General features: G+C 50.6%; 14 protein-coding genes. 7 read left to right on the top strand and 7 right to left on the bottom strand.

Annotated elements, in window-relative coordinates; translation table 11 throughout:
• The first annotated feature begins 38 nt into the window (after positions 1-38).
• The 4 genes from HMPREF2596_RS04515 to htpX all read left to right on the top strand — a co-directional run bounded on the left by HMPREF2596_RS04515 (position 39) and on the right by htpX (position 4,206).
• A complete protein-coding gene (locus tag HMPREF2596_RS04515; RefSeq protein ID WP_070849901.1) occupies positions 39-1,562 on the top strand; it encodes a phospholipase D family protein in 1,524 nt (507 codons plus the stop codon).
• 43 nt (positions 1,563-1,605) lie between these two features.
• Positions 1,606-2,139, top strand: coding sequence for a C40 family peptidase (locus HMPREF2596_RS04510; protein ID WP_070850025.1), 534 nt, complete (start codon positions 1,606-1,608; stop codon positions 2,137-2,139).
• A gap of 129 nt (positions 2,140-2,268) precedes the next feature.
• The gene (gene hemF / locus HMPREF2596_RS04505) at positions 2,269-3,177 is read left to right on the top strand and encodes an oxygen-dependent coproporphyrinogen oxidase (RefSeq protein WP_070849899.1); all 909 of its coding nucleotides are present in this window, start codon (positions 2,269-2,271) and stop codon (positions 3,175-3,177) included.
• A gap of 189 nt (positions 3,178-3,366) precedes the next feature.
• The gene (htpX, locus tag HMPREF2596_RS04500; protein WP_070849897.1) at positions 3,367-4,206 is read left to right on the top strand and encodes a protease HtpX; all 840 of its coding nucleotides are present in this window, start codon (positions 3,367-3,369) and stop codon (positions 4,204-4,206) included.
• Between the two features lie 48 nt (positions 4,207-4,254).
• On the opposite strand, the gene hpnC is transcribed toward htpX, so the two are convergent.
• The 3 genes from hpnC to miaA are packed head-to-tail and all read right to left on the bottom strand — an operon-like array spanning position 4,255 to position 6,791.
• The gene (gene hpnC / locus HMPREF2596_RS04495; RefSeq protein ID WP_070849896.1) at positions 4,255-5,070 is read right to left on the bottom strand and encodes a squalene synthase HpnC; all 816 of its coding nucleotides are present in this window, start codon (positions 5,068-5,070) and stop codon (positions 4,255-4,257) included.
• A gap of 53 nt (positions 5,071-5,123) precedes the next feature.
• The gene (gene tadA, locus HMPREF2596_RS04490) at positions 5,124-5,846 is read right to left on the bottom strand and encodes a tRNA adenosine(34) deaminase TadA (RefSeq protein ID WP_070849894.1); all 723 of its coding nucleotides are present in this window, start codon (positions 5,844-5,846) and stop codon (positions 5,124-5,126) included.
• 3 nt (positions 5,847-5,849) lie between these two features.
• Positions 5,850-6,791, bottom strand: a complete 942-nt coding sequence (miaA, locus tag HMPREF2596_RS04485; protein WP_070849892.1) for a tRNA (adenosine(37)-N6)-dimethylallyltransferase MiaA — start codon at positions 6,789-6,791, stop codon at positions 5,850-5,852.
• 217 nt (positions 6,792-7,008) lie between these two features.
• Here miaA and bioB point away from each other — a divergent pair, with 217 nt between their 5' ends.
• Complete coding sequence (gene bioB, locus HMPREF2596_RS04480) at positions 7,009-8,061, top strand: biotin synthase BioB (protein ID WP_070849890.1); 1,053 nt, start codon at positions 7,009-7,011, stop codon at positions 8,059-8,061.
• Positions 8,062-8,110: 49 nt separating this feature from the next.
• Here bioB and HMPREF2596_RS04475 read toward each other — a convergent pair whose 3' ends face one another.
• From HMPREF2596_RS04475 to HMPREF2596_RS04460, 4 genes are all read right to left on the bottom strand, one after another.
• Positions 8,111-9,118, bottom strand: a complete 1,008-nt coding sequence (locus HMPREF2596_RS04475; protein ID WP_070849888.1) for an adenosine deaminase — start codon at positions 9,116-9,118, stop codon at positions 8,111-8,113.
• 77 nt (positions 9,119-9,195) lie between these two features.
• Entirely contained in the window at positions 9,196-9,975 is a 780-nt protein-coding gene (locus HMPREF2596_RS04470) for a ferredoxin--NADP reductase (RefSeq protein WP_049322251.1), read from the bottom strand.
• A 98-nt stretch (positions 9,976-10,073) separates the two neighbouring features.
• Positions 10,074-10,517, bottom strand: coding sequence for an META domain-containing protein (locus tag HMPREF2596_RS04465; RefSeq protein ID WP_070849886.1), 444 nt, complete (start codon positions 10,515-10,517; stop codon positions 10,074-10,076).
• Positions 10,518-10,586: 69 nt separating this feature from the next.
• Positions 10,587-11,744, bottom strand: coding sequence for a trans-sulfuration enzyme family protein (locus HMPREF2596_RS04460; RefSeq protein ID WP_070849884.1), 1,158 nt, complete (start codon positions 11,742-11,744; stop codon positions 10,587-10,589).
• A 178-nt stretch (positions 11,745-11,922) separates the two neighbouring features.
• Here HMPREF2596_RS04460 and folE2 point away from each other — a divergent pair, with 178 nt between their 5' ends.
• Together folE2 and dsbD are read left to right on the top strand one after the other, a co-directional pair.
• Positions 11,923-12,696, top strand: coding sequence for a GTP cyclohydrolase FolE2 (gene folE2 / locus HMPREF2596_RS04455; protein ID WP_003685690.1), 774 nt, complete (start codon positions 11,923-11,925; stop codon positions 12,694-12,696).
• Positions 12,697-12,913: 217 nt separating this feature from the next.
• On the top strand, positions 12,914-14,719 hold the full coding sequence (gene dsbD, locus HMPREF2596_RS04450; protein ID WP_070849882.1) for a protein-disulfide reductase DsbD: 1,806 nt from the start codon (positions 12,914-12,916) through the stop codon (positions 14,717-14,719).
• Positions 14,720-14,730 lie beyond the last annotated feature (11 nt).

Below are 14,730 nucleotides of genomic sequence, written 5' to 3'. Positions count from 1 at the left end.
AATGTCATTTAGGTAGGGATTGTTTGTACCGGTTTCCCATGAAATTTCATCTTCCTCTTCTTTATTCCCTGCTATTGGGCGGTTGCGCCGCGTTTTTGCCATCACTGGACGAACGCACCCAAAGCAGTTATCTTGACATCCCTTCAACGCCACGACTGGACAGCACCTTAGGTATTCCTTCCGCCCCCTCAAAGGCCGATATTTCCCATATCTATCTGCTGAACGATGCCCATGAAGCCTTTGTCGCCCGAGCCGCCCTGATTGAATCCGCCGACCATACCCTTGATTTACAGTACTATATCTGGCACAACGACATCTCCGGCAAGCTTTTGTTCAACCTGATTCATCGCGCGGCCGAACGCGGCGTCCGTGTGCGTTTGCTTCTGGACGACAACAACACCAACGGCATGGATGATCTCCTGCTGGCACTCGACAATCATCCCAATATCGAAGTCCGTTTGTTTAATCCCTTTATTTTCAGAAAATGGCGTGCACTCGGCTATGTTGCCGACTTCCCGCGACTTAACCGCCGGATGCACAACAAATCGTTTACCGCCGACAACCGTGCCACCATTTTAGGCGGCCGCAATATCGGCGACGAATATTTCAAGGTTAACGACGATACCATCTTTGCCGACCTCGACATTCTTGCCACAGGCCGCGTAGTAACCGAAGTTTCCCAAGACTTCGACCGCTACTGGTCAAGCCATTCCGCCTATAACGCGACCAGTGTCATCAAACGGGGAAACCTGCAAAAAGGACTGGCCGAACTTAATTACACCGACCAAGATAAAAATCAAACGCTCATCCGCTATCGCCAAAGCATCGAGCATTCCAGTCTCTATCAAAAAATGCAGAGCAACCATATGGAATGGCAAAGCGTCAGCACACGCTTAATCAGCGACGATCCGGCCAAAGGCTTAGACCGTGACCGGCACAAACCGCCTATTTCCGAACGCCTGCAAGACGCCCTCAAGCAACCTGAAAAAAGCGTTTACCTTGTCTCGCCTTATTTTGTTCCCACAAAATCAGGTGTCAAAGCCATAGAAAAGCTGATACACAACGGCGTGGATGTTACCGTTTTGACCAATTCGCTCCAAGCAACCGACGTTGCCGCCGTCCATTCCGGTTACGTCAAATACCGCAAGCCCTTGCTCAAAGCTGGGGTCAAACTATACGAACTCCAACCCAATCATGCCGTTCCGACCACCAAAGACCGCGGCTTGACCGGTAGCTCCGCCACCAGCTTGCACGCCAAAACATTCATCGTGGATGAAAAACGCATTTTCATCGGTTCATTCAACCTTGACCCACGTTCCGCACGGCTCAATACCGAAATGGGTGTCGTCATCGAAAGTCCCGAAATCGCAGGCCAAATGCAGCGCACCCTCGTTACGACCACCCCAAACTACGCCTATCAGGTAACGCTTGGCAATTACAATAAACTATACTGGTATGACCCAAGTGAAAAACGAACTTACGCACAAGAACCAGAAGCCAAATTCTGGAAACGGGTTACTTCAAAAATCCTGTCCATCCTGCCCATAGAAGGATTATTATAGAGGCCGTCTGAAAACATAAATCATGCGGCCGGAGGAATTCATCATGTCTCGACTCATCTGCAAAACCCTATTTGTTTGTACCGCCGGCCTATTGTTGGCCTCTTGCGGCACCACCGGCAAACACAAAACCCACAAGCCGCAAACAACCGCCAGAAAAGTCCAACCTGTCCGCATTTCCCATATCGACCGCACACAAGGTTCGCAGGAATTAATGCTTCACAGCATGGGCCTGATCGGCACGCCCTACAAATGGGGCGGCAGTACCACAGCCACAGGCTTTGACTGCAGCGGCATGATCCAATTCGTCTATAAAAACGCCCTCAACGTCAACCTGCCACGCACCGCACGCGATATGGCCGCCGCCAGCCGAAAAATTCCCGACGACAAATTAAAAGCCGGCGATCTTGTCTTTTTCAATACCGGCGGCGCACACAAATATTCCCATGTCGGCCTCTACATCGGCAACGGCGAATTCATCCACGCCCCCAGCAGCGGCAAAACCATCAAAACCGAAAAACTTTCCACCCCGTTTTACGCCAAAAACTATTTGGGCGCACATACCTTTTTTACTGAATAAATCAAGGCCGTCTGAAAGGTATCACAACATCATCGATACCTTTCAATCTATTGCTGATGAATGAAGCTTGGTTACAAGATAGGCCTGTGCAAAAATTTGCCCATAACAAAACACCATCAAGGATATATCATGCACACAGAATCCGTTCTAAACCTCCTCAAAACCCTGCAAAACCAAATCTGCGCCGCGCTGGAGCAAGAAGATGGAGAAGCCGAATTTGTGCATGAAGCATGGACGGGGAAATTGGGCATCGGTGAAACCCGCGTATTAAAAAACGGTGCAGTATTCGAGCAGGCGGGCGTGAATTTTTCGCATGTAAAGGGAAGCAAAATGCCGGCTTCTGCCACGGCCCATCGTCCTGAGTTGGCGGGCGCGGCGTTTGAAGCCATGGGCGTGTCGCTGGTCATTCATCCAAAAAATCCGTATGTGCCGACCAGCCATGCCAATGTACGCTTTTTTATTGCCTATCCTGAAAATGCCGAGCCGGTTTGGTGGTTCGGCGGCGGCTTTGATTTGACGCCGTTTTATCCTTTTGAAGAAGATATTGTGCATTGGCACACCGTAGCGCGAGACGTATGCGCACCATTTGGCGAATCGGTTTATCCTGAATTCAAACAATGGTGTGACGAATATTTCTACTTGAAACACCGTAACGAAACACGCGGCGTGGGCGGCCTGTTTTTTGACGATTTAAACCGCTGGGATTTCGATACCTGCTTGAATTTTATCAAGGCGGTCGGAGAAGGCTATATCGCAGCGTATCTGCCGATTGTGGCCAAACGCAAAAACACGCCTTATGGGGAACGTGAACGCGATTTCCAACTCTACCGCCGCGGACGCTATGTCGAATTTAACTTGGTTTGGGACAGAGGCACGCTGTTCGGCCTGCAAAGCGGCGGACGCACGGAAAGCATTTTGATGTCCATGCCGCCTTTGGTGCGCTTTGAGTATCAATATGCGCCGGAAAAAGGTTCGCCCGAAGCACGCCTCAATCAATTCCTCATACCGCGCAACTGGCTGGAAGAAGCCGGCAGATAGTTTTACCTATCAAAGGCCTTCTGAAAAGCGATTCTCACTGGTTGAGACTGCCTTTTCAGACGGCCTTTGCTTCAATTGCTTTGAATTTGCATACCTTTGCCTATCATGCTGTTTCATCTCTATAGAGTTTTTGAGACAATGCGCCCATATAAAAATCACCTCACAAACCACACTAAAAAGGAATAATCGGTGAAACGCATTTTCTTGTTTATTGCAACCAATATCGCCGTTTTGGTTGTCATCCGTGTTGTTTTGGCCATCTTGGGCATCAACAGTACCGACCAAGTCGGCAGCCTGTTGGCTTATTCCGCAGTCGTCGGCTTCAGCGGCTCGATTGTCTCCCTGCTGATGTCGAAAACCATCGCCAAACACTCGGTCGGCGCCGTCGTCATCGACCAGCCCCAAAGCGAAGAAGAAGCTTGGCTGTTGGCAACTGTTGAAGCACAAGCCCGCCAATGGAATCTGAAAACGCCGGAAGTCGCCATTTACAACTCGCCAGAGCCTAACGCCTTTGCAACCGGCGCGACCAAAAACAGCTCGCTCGTCGCTGTCAGTACCGGCCTGCTCGACCACATGACCCGCGATGAAGTCGAAGCCGTTTTGGCGCATGAAATGGCACACGTTGGCAACGGCGATATGGTAACGCTGACACTGATTCAAGGTATTGTGAATACTTTTGTCGTCTTCTTGGCGCGTATCGTTTCCAGCATGGTGGCGCGCAACAATGACGGCAGCACTTCTCAAAGCACATATTTCATGGTCAGCATGGTCTTGCAGGTTGTATTCGGCTTCCTTGCCAGCATTATTGTGATGTGGTTCAGCCGCCAACGCGAATACCGCGCCGATGCGGGCGCTGCAAAATTGGTGGGCGCGCCGAAAATGATTGCCGCCCTGCAACGCTTGAAAGGCAACCCCAGCGATTTGCCGCAAACCATGACGGCAATGGGCATTGCCAGTGATGCCAAAGATTCTTGGTTCAGCACCCATCCTTCTTTGGACAACCGCATCAGCCGTTTGAAAAACCGCTAATCGAAAACATCAAGGCCGTCTGAAACATTAAGTTCAGACGGCCTTTTTTTATTTCTTCATCAAAGCCCGTTTGATGATAATCATCCAGTCTTTCTTATCCAACAGCGGGCGCTGGTTAAACACGTCATATTTGCAACCGTCCAGCTTCTGCAAAATCAACTGGCCGCCGACAATAATCATGCGCAGCTCAAAACCGATTCGTCCTTTGAGGATTTTCCCCAACGGCGAGCCAGCCTTCAGCATTTGAAAAGCACGTTGGCACTCATGCGCCATCAGCCGTTGAAAAGCGAAGTCGGCTTTACCGACCGCAATCTGCTCTTCGCTGACTTTGAACTTCTGCAAATCTTCCTGAGGGATGTACACGCGCCCTTTCTGCCAATCTACCGCCACGTCCTGCCAGAAATTAATCAGCTGCAAAGCAGTGCAAATGCCGTCGCTTTGCGCCATACTCACTTCATCGGTTTGCCCGTACAAATGCAGCATAATGCGCCCCACCGGGTTGGCGGACAAACGGCAATAAGCAATCAATTCGCCAAAGTTTTCATAACGGGTTTTGACCACATCCTGACTGAACGCCGCCAGCAAATCATAAAACGGCTGCAACGGTAATTGAAACGGCTCAATCGCTTCGTTATATAAACGTTGCATCAAAGCCGTTTGTGGTTTCCCACCTTGTGCAATACGGTCTAACTCTGCCTTTAGTTCGTCCAGTTGGCGCAGGCGTTCGGCTGCTTCGGCATTGCCTTCGTCGGCAATATCGTCCGCCATCCGTGCAAAAGCGTAAACGGCGTGAACCGGCTTACGCAAACGGCGCGGCAGCACAATGGAGCCGACTGGGAAATTTTCGTAATGATTGACTGACATGGGAAATCCGAAAATTTAAAATAAAGTATTTTTGCTGACAGGCCGTCTGAAATTCAGACGGCCTTCCGTTTGGCCGCAAAGAAATCCTGCAATACGCTTTGGCATTCTTCTGCCAATATGCCGCCCAAAATTGCGGTATGCTTGTTCAGACGTTTGTCGGCAAACAAATCGACCACGCTGCCTGCCGCACCGGTTTTGGGTTCGGCCGCACCATAAATCACACGCCCGACCCGTGCCTGTATCAAGGCAGATGCGCACATGGAGCAAGGCTCTAATGTGATGTACACGTCGCAATCTTCCAAACGATAGTTTTGCAAGGCTTTACCGGCGGTAGCAAGCGCGTTGATTTCGGCGTGGTGGCTGACATTGTGGTCGCCAATGCAGGTATTGTGTGCCGCTGCGATTACCTCGCTTTGATATACGATGACCGCGCCAACCGGCACTTCGCCCAATGCCGCCGATTGTCTGGCCTGTTCTATCGCCAGCCGCATAAAGGCTTCCATATCGCTTTGAGAAGGGAAAACGGCAACAGGCGGATGGTTTTTTAATGCTTCGCCCAGCTCAGTCTTTCTCTCCTCGGACATATGCCGGACATCCACACCTGAAACCAACGCGTCCAGTTGCCACAAGGTGCTTTTGGTTACGGTCAAACCCGATGCTTTCAGCAATAGAAATGCGCGGACTGCGCCGATTTTTTGCAAATCTTCCAGTGTACGAATACCCAATTCTTTTAATGCGGCCAACGTCTTAGGCGCAAGTGGTGGCGTAGTCAGCATGGATTATTCCTGAAAATGTCGACGCGCCAAGGCTAAGGCCGTCTGAACATAATCGCTGTCTGCGTAAGGATCTAACGTGTGCGCCAAAGGAATTTTCCGCAACCAGGTCAACTGGCGTTTGGCAAGCTGGCGTGTGGCAACAATGCCTTTTTCGACAAAGGTGTCATAATCTGTTTCGCCTTCGAGATAATCCCAAGCCTGGCGGTAGCCCACGCAACGCATAGACGGCATATCGGCATGCAGTTGCGGATAATCACGGCGTAAGGCGTGCATTTCATCGAGGAAACCGTGTTCCAGCATATTTAAAAAGCGTTTTTCGATTTGGCGGTGTAACAAATGACGGTCTTCGGGAATCAGGGCAACCGTGCATAAATCCAATAAAGGCGCGGCCTGCTTCTGCTCTGTGAAATGTTCGCTCAAAGGCTTGCCGGTCAGAAGATAGACTTCCAAAGCGCGCTCAATGCGCTGGCTGTCATTGGCTTTCAGACGGCTTGCCGTAATCGGGTCAACTTCCTGCAAACGGCGATACAGGCCTGCCAGACCGTGTTCGTTCTTTTCCGCCTGAAGCTGTGCGCGCACTGCCGCATCCGCGCTGGGCAAATCGTTCAAACCTTCCGTCAGCGCGTGGAAATACATCATCGTGCCGCCGACAATCAGCGGATAGCGACCGCGCGCATGTATTTCGTTCACCAAGCGCACGCAGTCGCCGACAAAATCCGCCGCGCTGTAACTTTCAAGCGGCGAGATAATATCAATCAAATGATGCGGTACGGTGGCAAGCTCTTCGGCAGTCGGCTTGGCCGTACCGATGTCCATGCCGCGATACACCAGCGCGGAATCCAAACTGATGATTTCCACCGGCAACGATTGGGCAATATTTAAGGCCAGTGCGGTTTTACCGCCGGCGGTCGGGCCGAGTACGGCGAAGGCTTTGGGCGCGTTCATAAGAAAACGGAAAAATTAAAAATGCGATTATAGCAAACCCGGGCAGACCATATTTCAGGCCGTCTGAAACATTTGCCCTACATTATCAAAAGCGTTACACTTGCTGCGCCGTTTCAGACGGCTTTTTATATTGATTTCAAACCTGCTGCTGCCGTCATTGCGCCGGCAGTCAAGCCGTCAGCGACACTGTGCCGCTGTAAACACGAAAGAACACACTATGACCGTATCTCCCGTAGCCTTGCGCCGTCAAACCGAGCGCAAGCCGCATCCGACTGCGCGTTATTGGAAAAAATGCGATGTCGAGGCTTTATTCGGACTGCCTTTCCTGGACCTCGTTTTCCAAGCTGCCGAAATCCACCGCCAAAACTTCAATCCGTGCGAAATCCAACTTTCCACTCTGCTCTCCATCAAAACCGGCGGCTGTCCCGAAGACTGCGCCTACTGCCCGCAATCGGCACACCACAACACCAATCTGGGCAAAGAGCAGATGATGGATGTGGACGAAATCGTCGAAAAAGCCAAAATTGCCCAATCGCGCGGCGCCAGCCGTTTCTGCATGGGTGCGGCATGGCGCGGTCCCAAGCCCAAAGACGTGGCTGTCGTTTCCGAAATCATCAGCGCGGTGAAAAGCTTGGGTATGGAAGTGTGCGGCACCTTCGGTATGCTCGAAGACGGCATGGCGGAAGACTTCAAAAAAGCCGGTTTGGACTACTACAACCACAACCTCGACACCGACCCCGAACGCTACAACGACATCATCCACACCCGCAAACACGAAGACCGCATGGATACTTTGGGCAAAGTCCGCAATGCCGGTTTGAAAGTCTGCTGCGGCGGCATCGTCGGCATGAACGAAACCCGCGCCGAACGTGCAGGCCTGATTGCCAGTCTTGCCAACCTCGACCCGCAGCCCGAAAGCGTGCCGATCAACCAGTTGGTCAAAGTGGAAGGCACGCCGCTGGCCGATGCCGAAGATTTGGACTGGACGGAATTTGTCCGTACCATCGCCGTCGCGCGCATTACCATGCCGCACAGTTACGTCCGCCTATCCGCAGGCCGCAGCAATATGCCCGAATCCATGCAGGCCATGTGTTTCATGGCTGGTGCAAACTCGATTTTCTACGGCGACAAGCTGCTGACTACGGGCAATCCGGACGAAGACGGCGACCGCCTGCTGATGGAAAAATTGAATTTGTATCCGCTGCGCTTTGAATTGGAAGAAGAATACAAAGCCGCGCAGGAAACGCCTAAAATCAAAGTCGACTATTAACCGTCATGATAAAAGGCCGTCTGAAACTTTTTCAGACGGCCTTTTATCGTTATTCAACATGAAAACCTTCAATCTTCCGTATCCATTCTTCCTTTTCCGCCTCGCTCAAAAACGAAGCGCGGAATGAATTGGCGCACAAGGTTTTGATTTCTTCAGCACTCAAATCCAAAGCCTCGGCAAGCGCTTCAAAATTGCGGTTCATATAGCCGCCGAAATACGCCGGATCATCGGAATTGACGGTTACCAACACGCCGCGTTGCAACATACGGCGCAAATTGTGTTTTACCATCTCCGGAAATACTTTTAATTTCAAATTGCTCAACGGGCAAACGGTCAACGGCATTTGCTCTGCAATCAAACGCGCCATCAACGCCTCGTCTTCTTCCGCCCGTACGCCATGATCGATACGGCGGACATGCAGCAAGTCCAAAGCCTCGTAAACATATTCCGGCGGACCTTCTTCTCCGGCATGCGCTACCGTCAACAAACCCTCCGCCCGCGCCTGCGCAAACACGCGCTCAAACTTAGACGGCGGATGCCCCAGCTCGCTCGAATCCAAACCTACGCCGATGATGTGTTCTTTATACGGCAAAGCCTGATTTAAGGTTTCAAATGCGCTTTCTTCCGACAAATGCCGCAGGAAACACATAATCAAACGCGTGCTTATGCCCCATTGCTGCCCGGCTTCACGGCAGGCGCGGACAATGCCGTTAATCACGGTTTCAAACGCCACGCCCCGCGCAGTATGGGTTTGCGGATCGAAAAATATTTCCGTATGCACGACATTGTCTTCGCGGCAACGCTCAAGATACGCGCGGGTCAAATCGTAAAAATCCGCCTCGTGCAACAATACGCCGGCACCGGCATAATAAATATCCAAAAACGACTGCAAATTGTGAAAATCATAAGCCTGCCGTACCGCTTCGACATTTTCATAAGGAATCGCTATGTGGTTGCGCTTGGCGATTTCAAACATCAATTCCGGCTCGAACGTCCCTTCGATATGGACGTGCAGCTCGGCTTTGGGCAGGGCTTGGATCAATTGTTTGATATTCATATTTTCTCTGTTTTTCGGTTTATATTTAATATTGAAGGCCGTCTGAAACTTTCAGACGGCCTTTGACCATTTATCTGTTAAAAACCATTTTCCATCATGATTTCGCCGGGGATGCGGTTGCGGTGCATGGCATAGCCCAAATCCATCAGGGCTTGGAAAGTGTCTTTGACCATTGCCGGATTGCCGCAAACCATAAAGCGCGTATCGGCCTTGGTAAACTTGAAGCCGATTTTTGCTTCCAAACCGCCATTCTTCAGCAATTCGGGAATCCGTTTGCCGCTCAATGCGCCTTCCGTTTCCTCACGCGTGGTAACCGGAACAAAAGTGAATTTATGGAAATATTCTTCAATCAGCGGATGCTCTTTCAAATCGGCAAGACGCTGGTTGAAAATCAATTCGTCGGCGTAAGAGACGGAATGCGCCAAAACCAAACGGTCGAAACGCTGCCAGATTTCAGGTTGCTCGATAATGGAGAGGAAAGGCGCAATGCCGGAACCCGTGCAGAGCATGACCAAATCTTTGCCGTCGGGGAAACGCTCGGGCAAGAGGAAACCGGTAGCCGTTTTATCCAGCAAAATGGTGTCGCCCTCTTTCATGGCGGCAAAACGCGCCGACATCGGACCGCCTTCGATTAACACTGCGAAATACTCAAGCGTATCGGCGTATTCGGCAGATACGACGGAATACGCGCGCCAAATAAAGCCCTCGCCGTCACGGAAACCAAGACGCGAAAACTGCCCTGCCGAAAAACGGTAGGACTCAGGGCGGCTGATGGCAAAAGTCATCAGCTTAGGCGTATGGTGTTTGATCCACAAGACTTTTTCTTCGGTAAACTTGGCTTCTGGAGAAGCTGCCATAATAGGTTTCCTTGATATTCGGTATCAGTTTCAAATAGGGCTTATTATAAAGATTCAAAAGGCCGTCTGAAATATTTATTTTCAGACGGCCTTTACAATTATTCACGGCGCAAACGGATACTGATGCCTTTTTGTTCCAAAATCAAATCGTTACCGTCAAAACGATAATTCCATACGCTTTGTTTGCGCAAAAACGCATTTTCCAGCTTCATGTCTTCACACAGCATTCTGGTTGCCGCGATAGGGCCAAAATCAACTTTATCCGCACCGATTACATTCACTTGGAACATCATGCCGTTGCAACCCATATTGCCATGGGCCTTGGGCATTTCGCTGAAATCTAAATAAGCGTTTTTATCCGCCAATTCTTTTTCGGTGAGTTTATTGAAAGCAATAACACGCCATTTGGCGGCTAAAGTAGGCTGAGCCGTTTGTTGAGTTTGCACCTGCGCTTTAGAGGCTTGTTCAGGCTGAGATGCTGAAGGAGATGTACAAGCTGCCAAAACTACCATACTCATCAATGCACCGAATAATGTCTTCATGTCTATCCCTAATTGATTACTAAAGGCCGTCTGAAAACTATCCACCTTCAGACGGCCTTTAAGCCTTATTTACAAAGTCGTATCCAATGCTTTGGAAATATCGTTCCAAATATCGTCTACATCTTCGATACCGACAGAGAAACGCAGCAGGCCGACTTTGATGCCCATTTCCATTTTTACATCATGCGGTACGCCGCTGTGGGATTGGGAATAGCAATGGTTGACCAAACTTTCCACGCCGCCGAGGCTGGAAGCCATTTTGACCAGTTTCATGTTTTTAATCACGCTATTGGCCGCTTCACGCGTGTCGTTTTTGAGATAAACCGTAACCACGCCGCCGATGCCTTTGGGCATTTGTGTTTTGGCGAGTTCGTAATGTTCGTGCGACGGCAGGCCGGGATAGAACACTTTTTCAATGGCAGGATGAGCTTCCAAACGGCGCGCGATTTCGAGTGCGTTTTGGCAATGGGCGTTCATGCGCAGAGCCAACGTTTTGATACCCCGCAACACCAGCCAGCAGTCCATTGGCCCTGCAATCGCGCCGGTATGCACCATCATGTCGTGCAAAGGCTGTGCCAGCTCTTTGGTCTTGGCTACAACAATGCCCATCAATACGTCGGAATGGCCGCACAAATATTTGGTAGCGGAATGGAACACAAAATCGCAACCCATATCCAACGGCTGTTGCAGATACGGCGTGGCAAAAGTGTTGTCGATGCCGACCAGCGCACCGGCCGCTTTGGCTTTCGCGGCAAGGGCTTTGACGTCCACCAAACGCAAAAGCGGGTTGGACGGCGTTTCCAGCCACACCAGTTTGACATTGTGCGCTTTGAGCAATTCGTCCAAATTGTCAGGATTACCCAAATCGGCAAAAACAACGTTTACCCCCCATTTTTGATAAACATCGACCAATAAATCATAAGCGCCGCCGTAAATATCGGCGACGGCAACAATGGTATCGCCAGGTTGCAAGAATGTGCGCCACACGGCATCAATCCCCGCCATACCGCTGGAAAACGCAAAACCGGCCGCACCGTGCTCCAAATCGGCAACGGTATCTTCCAAGACCTGGCGGGTCGGGTTACTCAGGCGCGAATAGCGGTAAGGAACCTGCTCGCCGATTTCGTGCAAGGCAAACATACTGTTCTGATAAATAGGCGGCATCAGCGCGCGGTTGTGTTCGTCGCAATCGTAGCTGGAATGGATGGCTTTCGTGGCGAATTTCATTGGGTCTCTGCCTATATAGATGTGAATAATCGAAGATTTTATCACTATCTGAAAAATAGAAACAATCAATGCAGGCAGATAAAGCAAGTGATATAATCTCGCATTTGCAAATCGGCCGATACGAGCCGATTCCCTCCACACGCATCTCAACAATCCTATCATGAAGGACATACCACGCATGAACGCCATTGCAGACGTGCAATCCAGCCGCGATTTACGCAACCTGCCGATTAATCAGGTCGGCATCAAAGACCTGCGCTTTCCAATCTCCCTTAAAAGCAAAGAAGGCGAACAATCCACCGTCGCCCGCCTGACCATGACGGTTTTCCTGCCTGCCGACCAAAAAGGCACGCATATGTCGCGCTTTGTCGCCCTGATGGAAAAACAAACCGATGCTTTGGATTTCGATACGCTGCACAAGCTGACCGCCGATATGGTTGCCCTGTTGGATTCGCATTCCGGCAAAATCAGCGTTTCCTTCCCGTTTTTCCGCAAGAAAAGCGCGCCGGTCTCCGGCATCCAATCTCTGCTTGACTATGATGTTACCCTGACCGGCGAAATCAAAAACGGTACATACAGCCACAGCTTGAAAGTGATGGTTCCGGTTACTTCCTTGTGTCCGTGTTCAAAAGAAATTTCCCAATATGGCGCGCACAACCAACGTTCGCATGTAACGGTCAGTCTGATTGCGAATGCGGATGTAGGTATTGAAGAAATCATCGATTACGTTGAAGCACAGGCAAGCTGCCAGCTCTACGGCTTGCTCAAACGCCCTGACGAAAAGTATGTAACGGAAAAAGCATACGAAAATCCAAAGTTTGTCGAAGACATGGTCCGTGATGTGGCCACGGTGTTAATAGCCGACAAACGCATCGAATCATTCGTCGTCGAAAGTGAAAACTTCGAATCGATACACAACCATTCCGCTTACGCTTATATCGCTTATCCTTAAAGTTAAGCCGAATAGCAACAAAGGCCGTCTGAACGTTTCAGACGGCCTTTGGCATAAATTGAACGATAACATGAGACTATCGCTCATGTACGGTTAACTACAATCCGATATAATTCAAAAGAATTAGACAACTCGCGTAATCTTTAACTTAAATTAAGCCGATTGTTTTCCCCATCATTTATAATGACGGTTTCTCAACGGCATATCCGTGGATATTATGAAAAAATTCCTTTATTTCCTCATTGCATTTTTAGGCTTGAGCAGCTTCGCATTCGCAGTAGATGCCAATGATTTGCTGCCACCCGAGCAAGCCTTTATGCCTCAAGTCAATGTAACTGCTCAAGGCGTCAGCGTGCAGTTCAAAATCGCTGACGGCTACTATATGTACCAGTCTAAAATCGTTGCGACGACCGATCCGGACAAAGTCTTGGCCGAACCCAAATTCAGCAAAGGCGAAGAAAAAGAAGACGAATTCTTCGGCAAACAAACGGTTTACCACCATACCGCACAGGTTGACCTGCCTTACAAACAAGCCGCGCCGCAATACAAACTGACGCTGACTTATCAAGGCTGCGCCGAAGCCGGTGTGTGTTATCCGCCTGTGGATACCGAGTTTGACGTAAAAGGCAACGGGGTTTACCAGCCGCAAAGCGATGAGCCGGTTTCTGCCAAAGACCGCTTTTTGCAACCGTCCGCCTCTTCAGAAGGCCCAATGCCTGCCCAGCCCGGTGCAAACAATCCCGACAGCAGCCGCTTCAAGCTCTCTTGGGATACTTTAAACGCCAACCTGTTGGCGTTTTTTGTCGCAGGTTTGGGCTTAAGCTTTACCGCCTGTATGTATCCGCTCCTGCCGATTGTTTCCAGCATTGTCGTGGGCGATAAAAAAGCCGGCAAAGGCCGCGCATTCACCTTGTCTATGGTTTATGTACAAGGTTTGGCATTGACCTACACCTTGGTCGGCGTGATTGCCGGTTTGACCGGCGCGCTGTTGACCGTATGGCTGCAACAGCCTTGGGTCGTACTGGCCGCCGCAGGACTGATGGTGGTATTGGCACTGTCGATGTTCGGCTTCTTCAATATCCAGCTGCCCAACTCTGTCCAGTCCTATTTCCAAAATCAAAGCAGCAAACTCTCCGGCGGTAAAATCGTTTCCGTCTTCATCATGGGTATTTTGTCTGCGCTGATTGTCGGCCCGTGCGTTGCGCCTCCGCTGGCATTTGCTTTGGGCTATATCGGCCAGACCGGCGATGCCGTGTTAGGCGGCCTCGCGCTTTATGTCTTGGCACTCGGCACCGGCGTACCGCTCATCATCATCGGCACATTCGGTGGCCATATCCTGCCTAAAGCAGGCGACTGGATGAACGGCATCAAATACGCATTCGGCTTCATTTTGCTGGCCGTTGCCGTATATCTCGCCACGCCGCATCTGCCCTATTTCGCAGTAGTCGGCCTCTACACCTTGCTGATGATTGTTCCCGCCCTGATGCTTTTGGCAAAATCAGGCAAACAAAAAGGCCGTCTGAAAACCGTTGCCGCCGTATTGGGCTTTTTACTGCTGATTGGCGGCTCGTGGTTTGGCTGGCAAAGCTTCAATAAACAAACCACCGCCCTGCACCACTTCTTAACGCTGGTTCCGCCATCCGAAGCCGGCCAAGAAACCGACCACGGTAAGATGTTTACCGATGTCGGCGAACTTAAAGCCGCTATGGATGCCGCTTTGAAAGCCGACCCAAGCAAGCCCGTGCTGATTGATTTCTACGCCGACTGGTGCGTATCCTGCAAAGAAATGGCCGCCTATACACTCAACCAGCCGCAGGTACACGAAGCAGTCGATATGCAACGCTTCTTCCAAATCGACGTAACCGCCAACACTCCAGACCATCAGGCCTTACTGAAAGAATACGGCCTCTTCGGCCCTCCGGGCGTGTTTGTTGTCCGCGCCGACGGCAGTCATAGCGAACCCTTATTAGGCTTTGTCAAACCCGATGCCTTCATCGAATGGTATCGCCAAAACGAGAAATAGCCGTCTATAAA

Source organism: Neisseria sp. HMSC078C12, assembly GCF_001838065.1.
Classification (GTDB): domain Bacteria; phylum Pseudomonadota; class Gammaproteobacteria; order Burkholderiales; family Neisseriaceae; genus Neisseria.
The sequence above is the reverse complement of the archived record's forward strand: the minus strand, read 5'-3'. Positions and strand labels throughout refer to the sequence as shown.

Coding starts and splice junctions, on each gene's coding strand:
- HMPREF2596_RS04515 (WP_070849901.1), top strand. CDS start 39: ATGAAATTTCATCTTCCTCTTCTTTATTCCCTGCTATTGGGCGGTTGC.
- HMPREF2596_RS04510 (WP_070850025.1), top strand. CDS start 1,606: ATGTCTCGACTCATCTGCAAAACCCTATTTGTTTGTACCGCCGGCCTA.
- hemF (WP_070849899.1), top strand. CDS start 2,269: ATGCACACAGAATCCGTTCTAAACCTCCTCAAAACCCTGCAAAACCAA.
- hpnC (WP_070849896.1), bottom strand. CDS start 5,070: ATGTCAGTCAATCATTACGAAAATTTCCCAGTCGGCTCCATTGTGCTG.
- tadA (WP_070849894.1), bottom strand. CDS start 5,846: ATGCTGACTACGCCACCACTTGCGCCTAAGACGTTGGCCGCATTAAAA.
- miaA (WP_070849892.1), bottom strand. CDS start 6,791: ATGAACGCGCCCAAAGCCTTCGCCGTACTCGGCCCGACCGCCGGCGGT.
- bioB (WP_070849890.1), top strand. CDS start 7,009: ATGACCGTATCTCCCGTAGCCTTGCGCCGTCAAACCGAGCGCAAGCCG.
- HMPREF2596_RS04475 (WP_070849888.1), bottom strand. CDS start 9,118: ATGAATATCAAACAATTGATCCAAGCCCTGCCCAAAGCCGAGCTGCAC.
- HMPREF2596_RS04470 (WP_049322251.1), bottom strand. CDS start 9,975: ATGGCAGCTTCTCCAGAAGCCAAGTTTACCGAAGAAAAAGTCTTGTGG.
- HMPREF2596_RS04465 (WP_070849886.1), bottom strand. CDS start 10,517: ATGAAGACATTATTCGGTGCATTGATGAGTATGGTAGTTTTGGCAGCT.
- HMPREF2596_RS04460 (WP_070849884.1), bottom strand. CDS start 11,744: ATGAAATTCGCCACGAAAGCCATCCATTCCAGCTACGATTGCGACGAA.
- folE2 (WP_003685690.1), top strand. CDS start 11,923: ATGAACGCCATTGCAGACGTGCAATCCAGCCGCGATTTACGCAACCTG.
- dsbD (WP_070849882.1), top strand. CDS start 12,914: ATGAAAAAATTCCTTTATTTCCTCATTGCATTTTTAGGCTTGAGCAGC.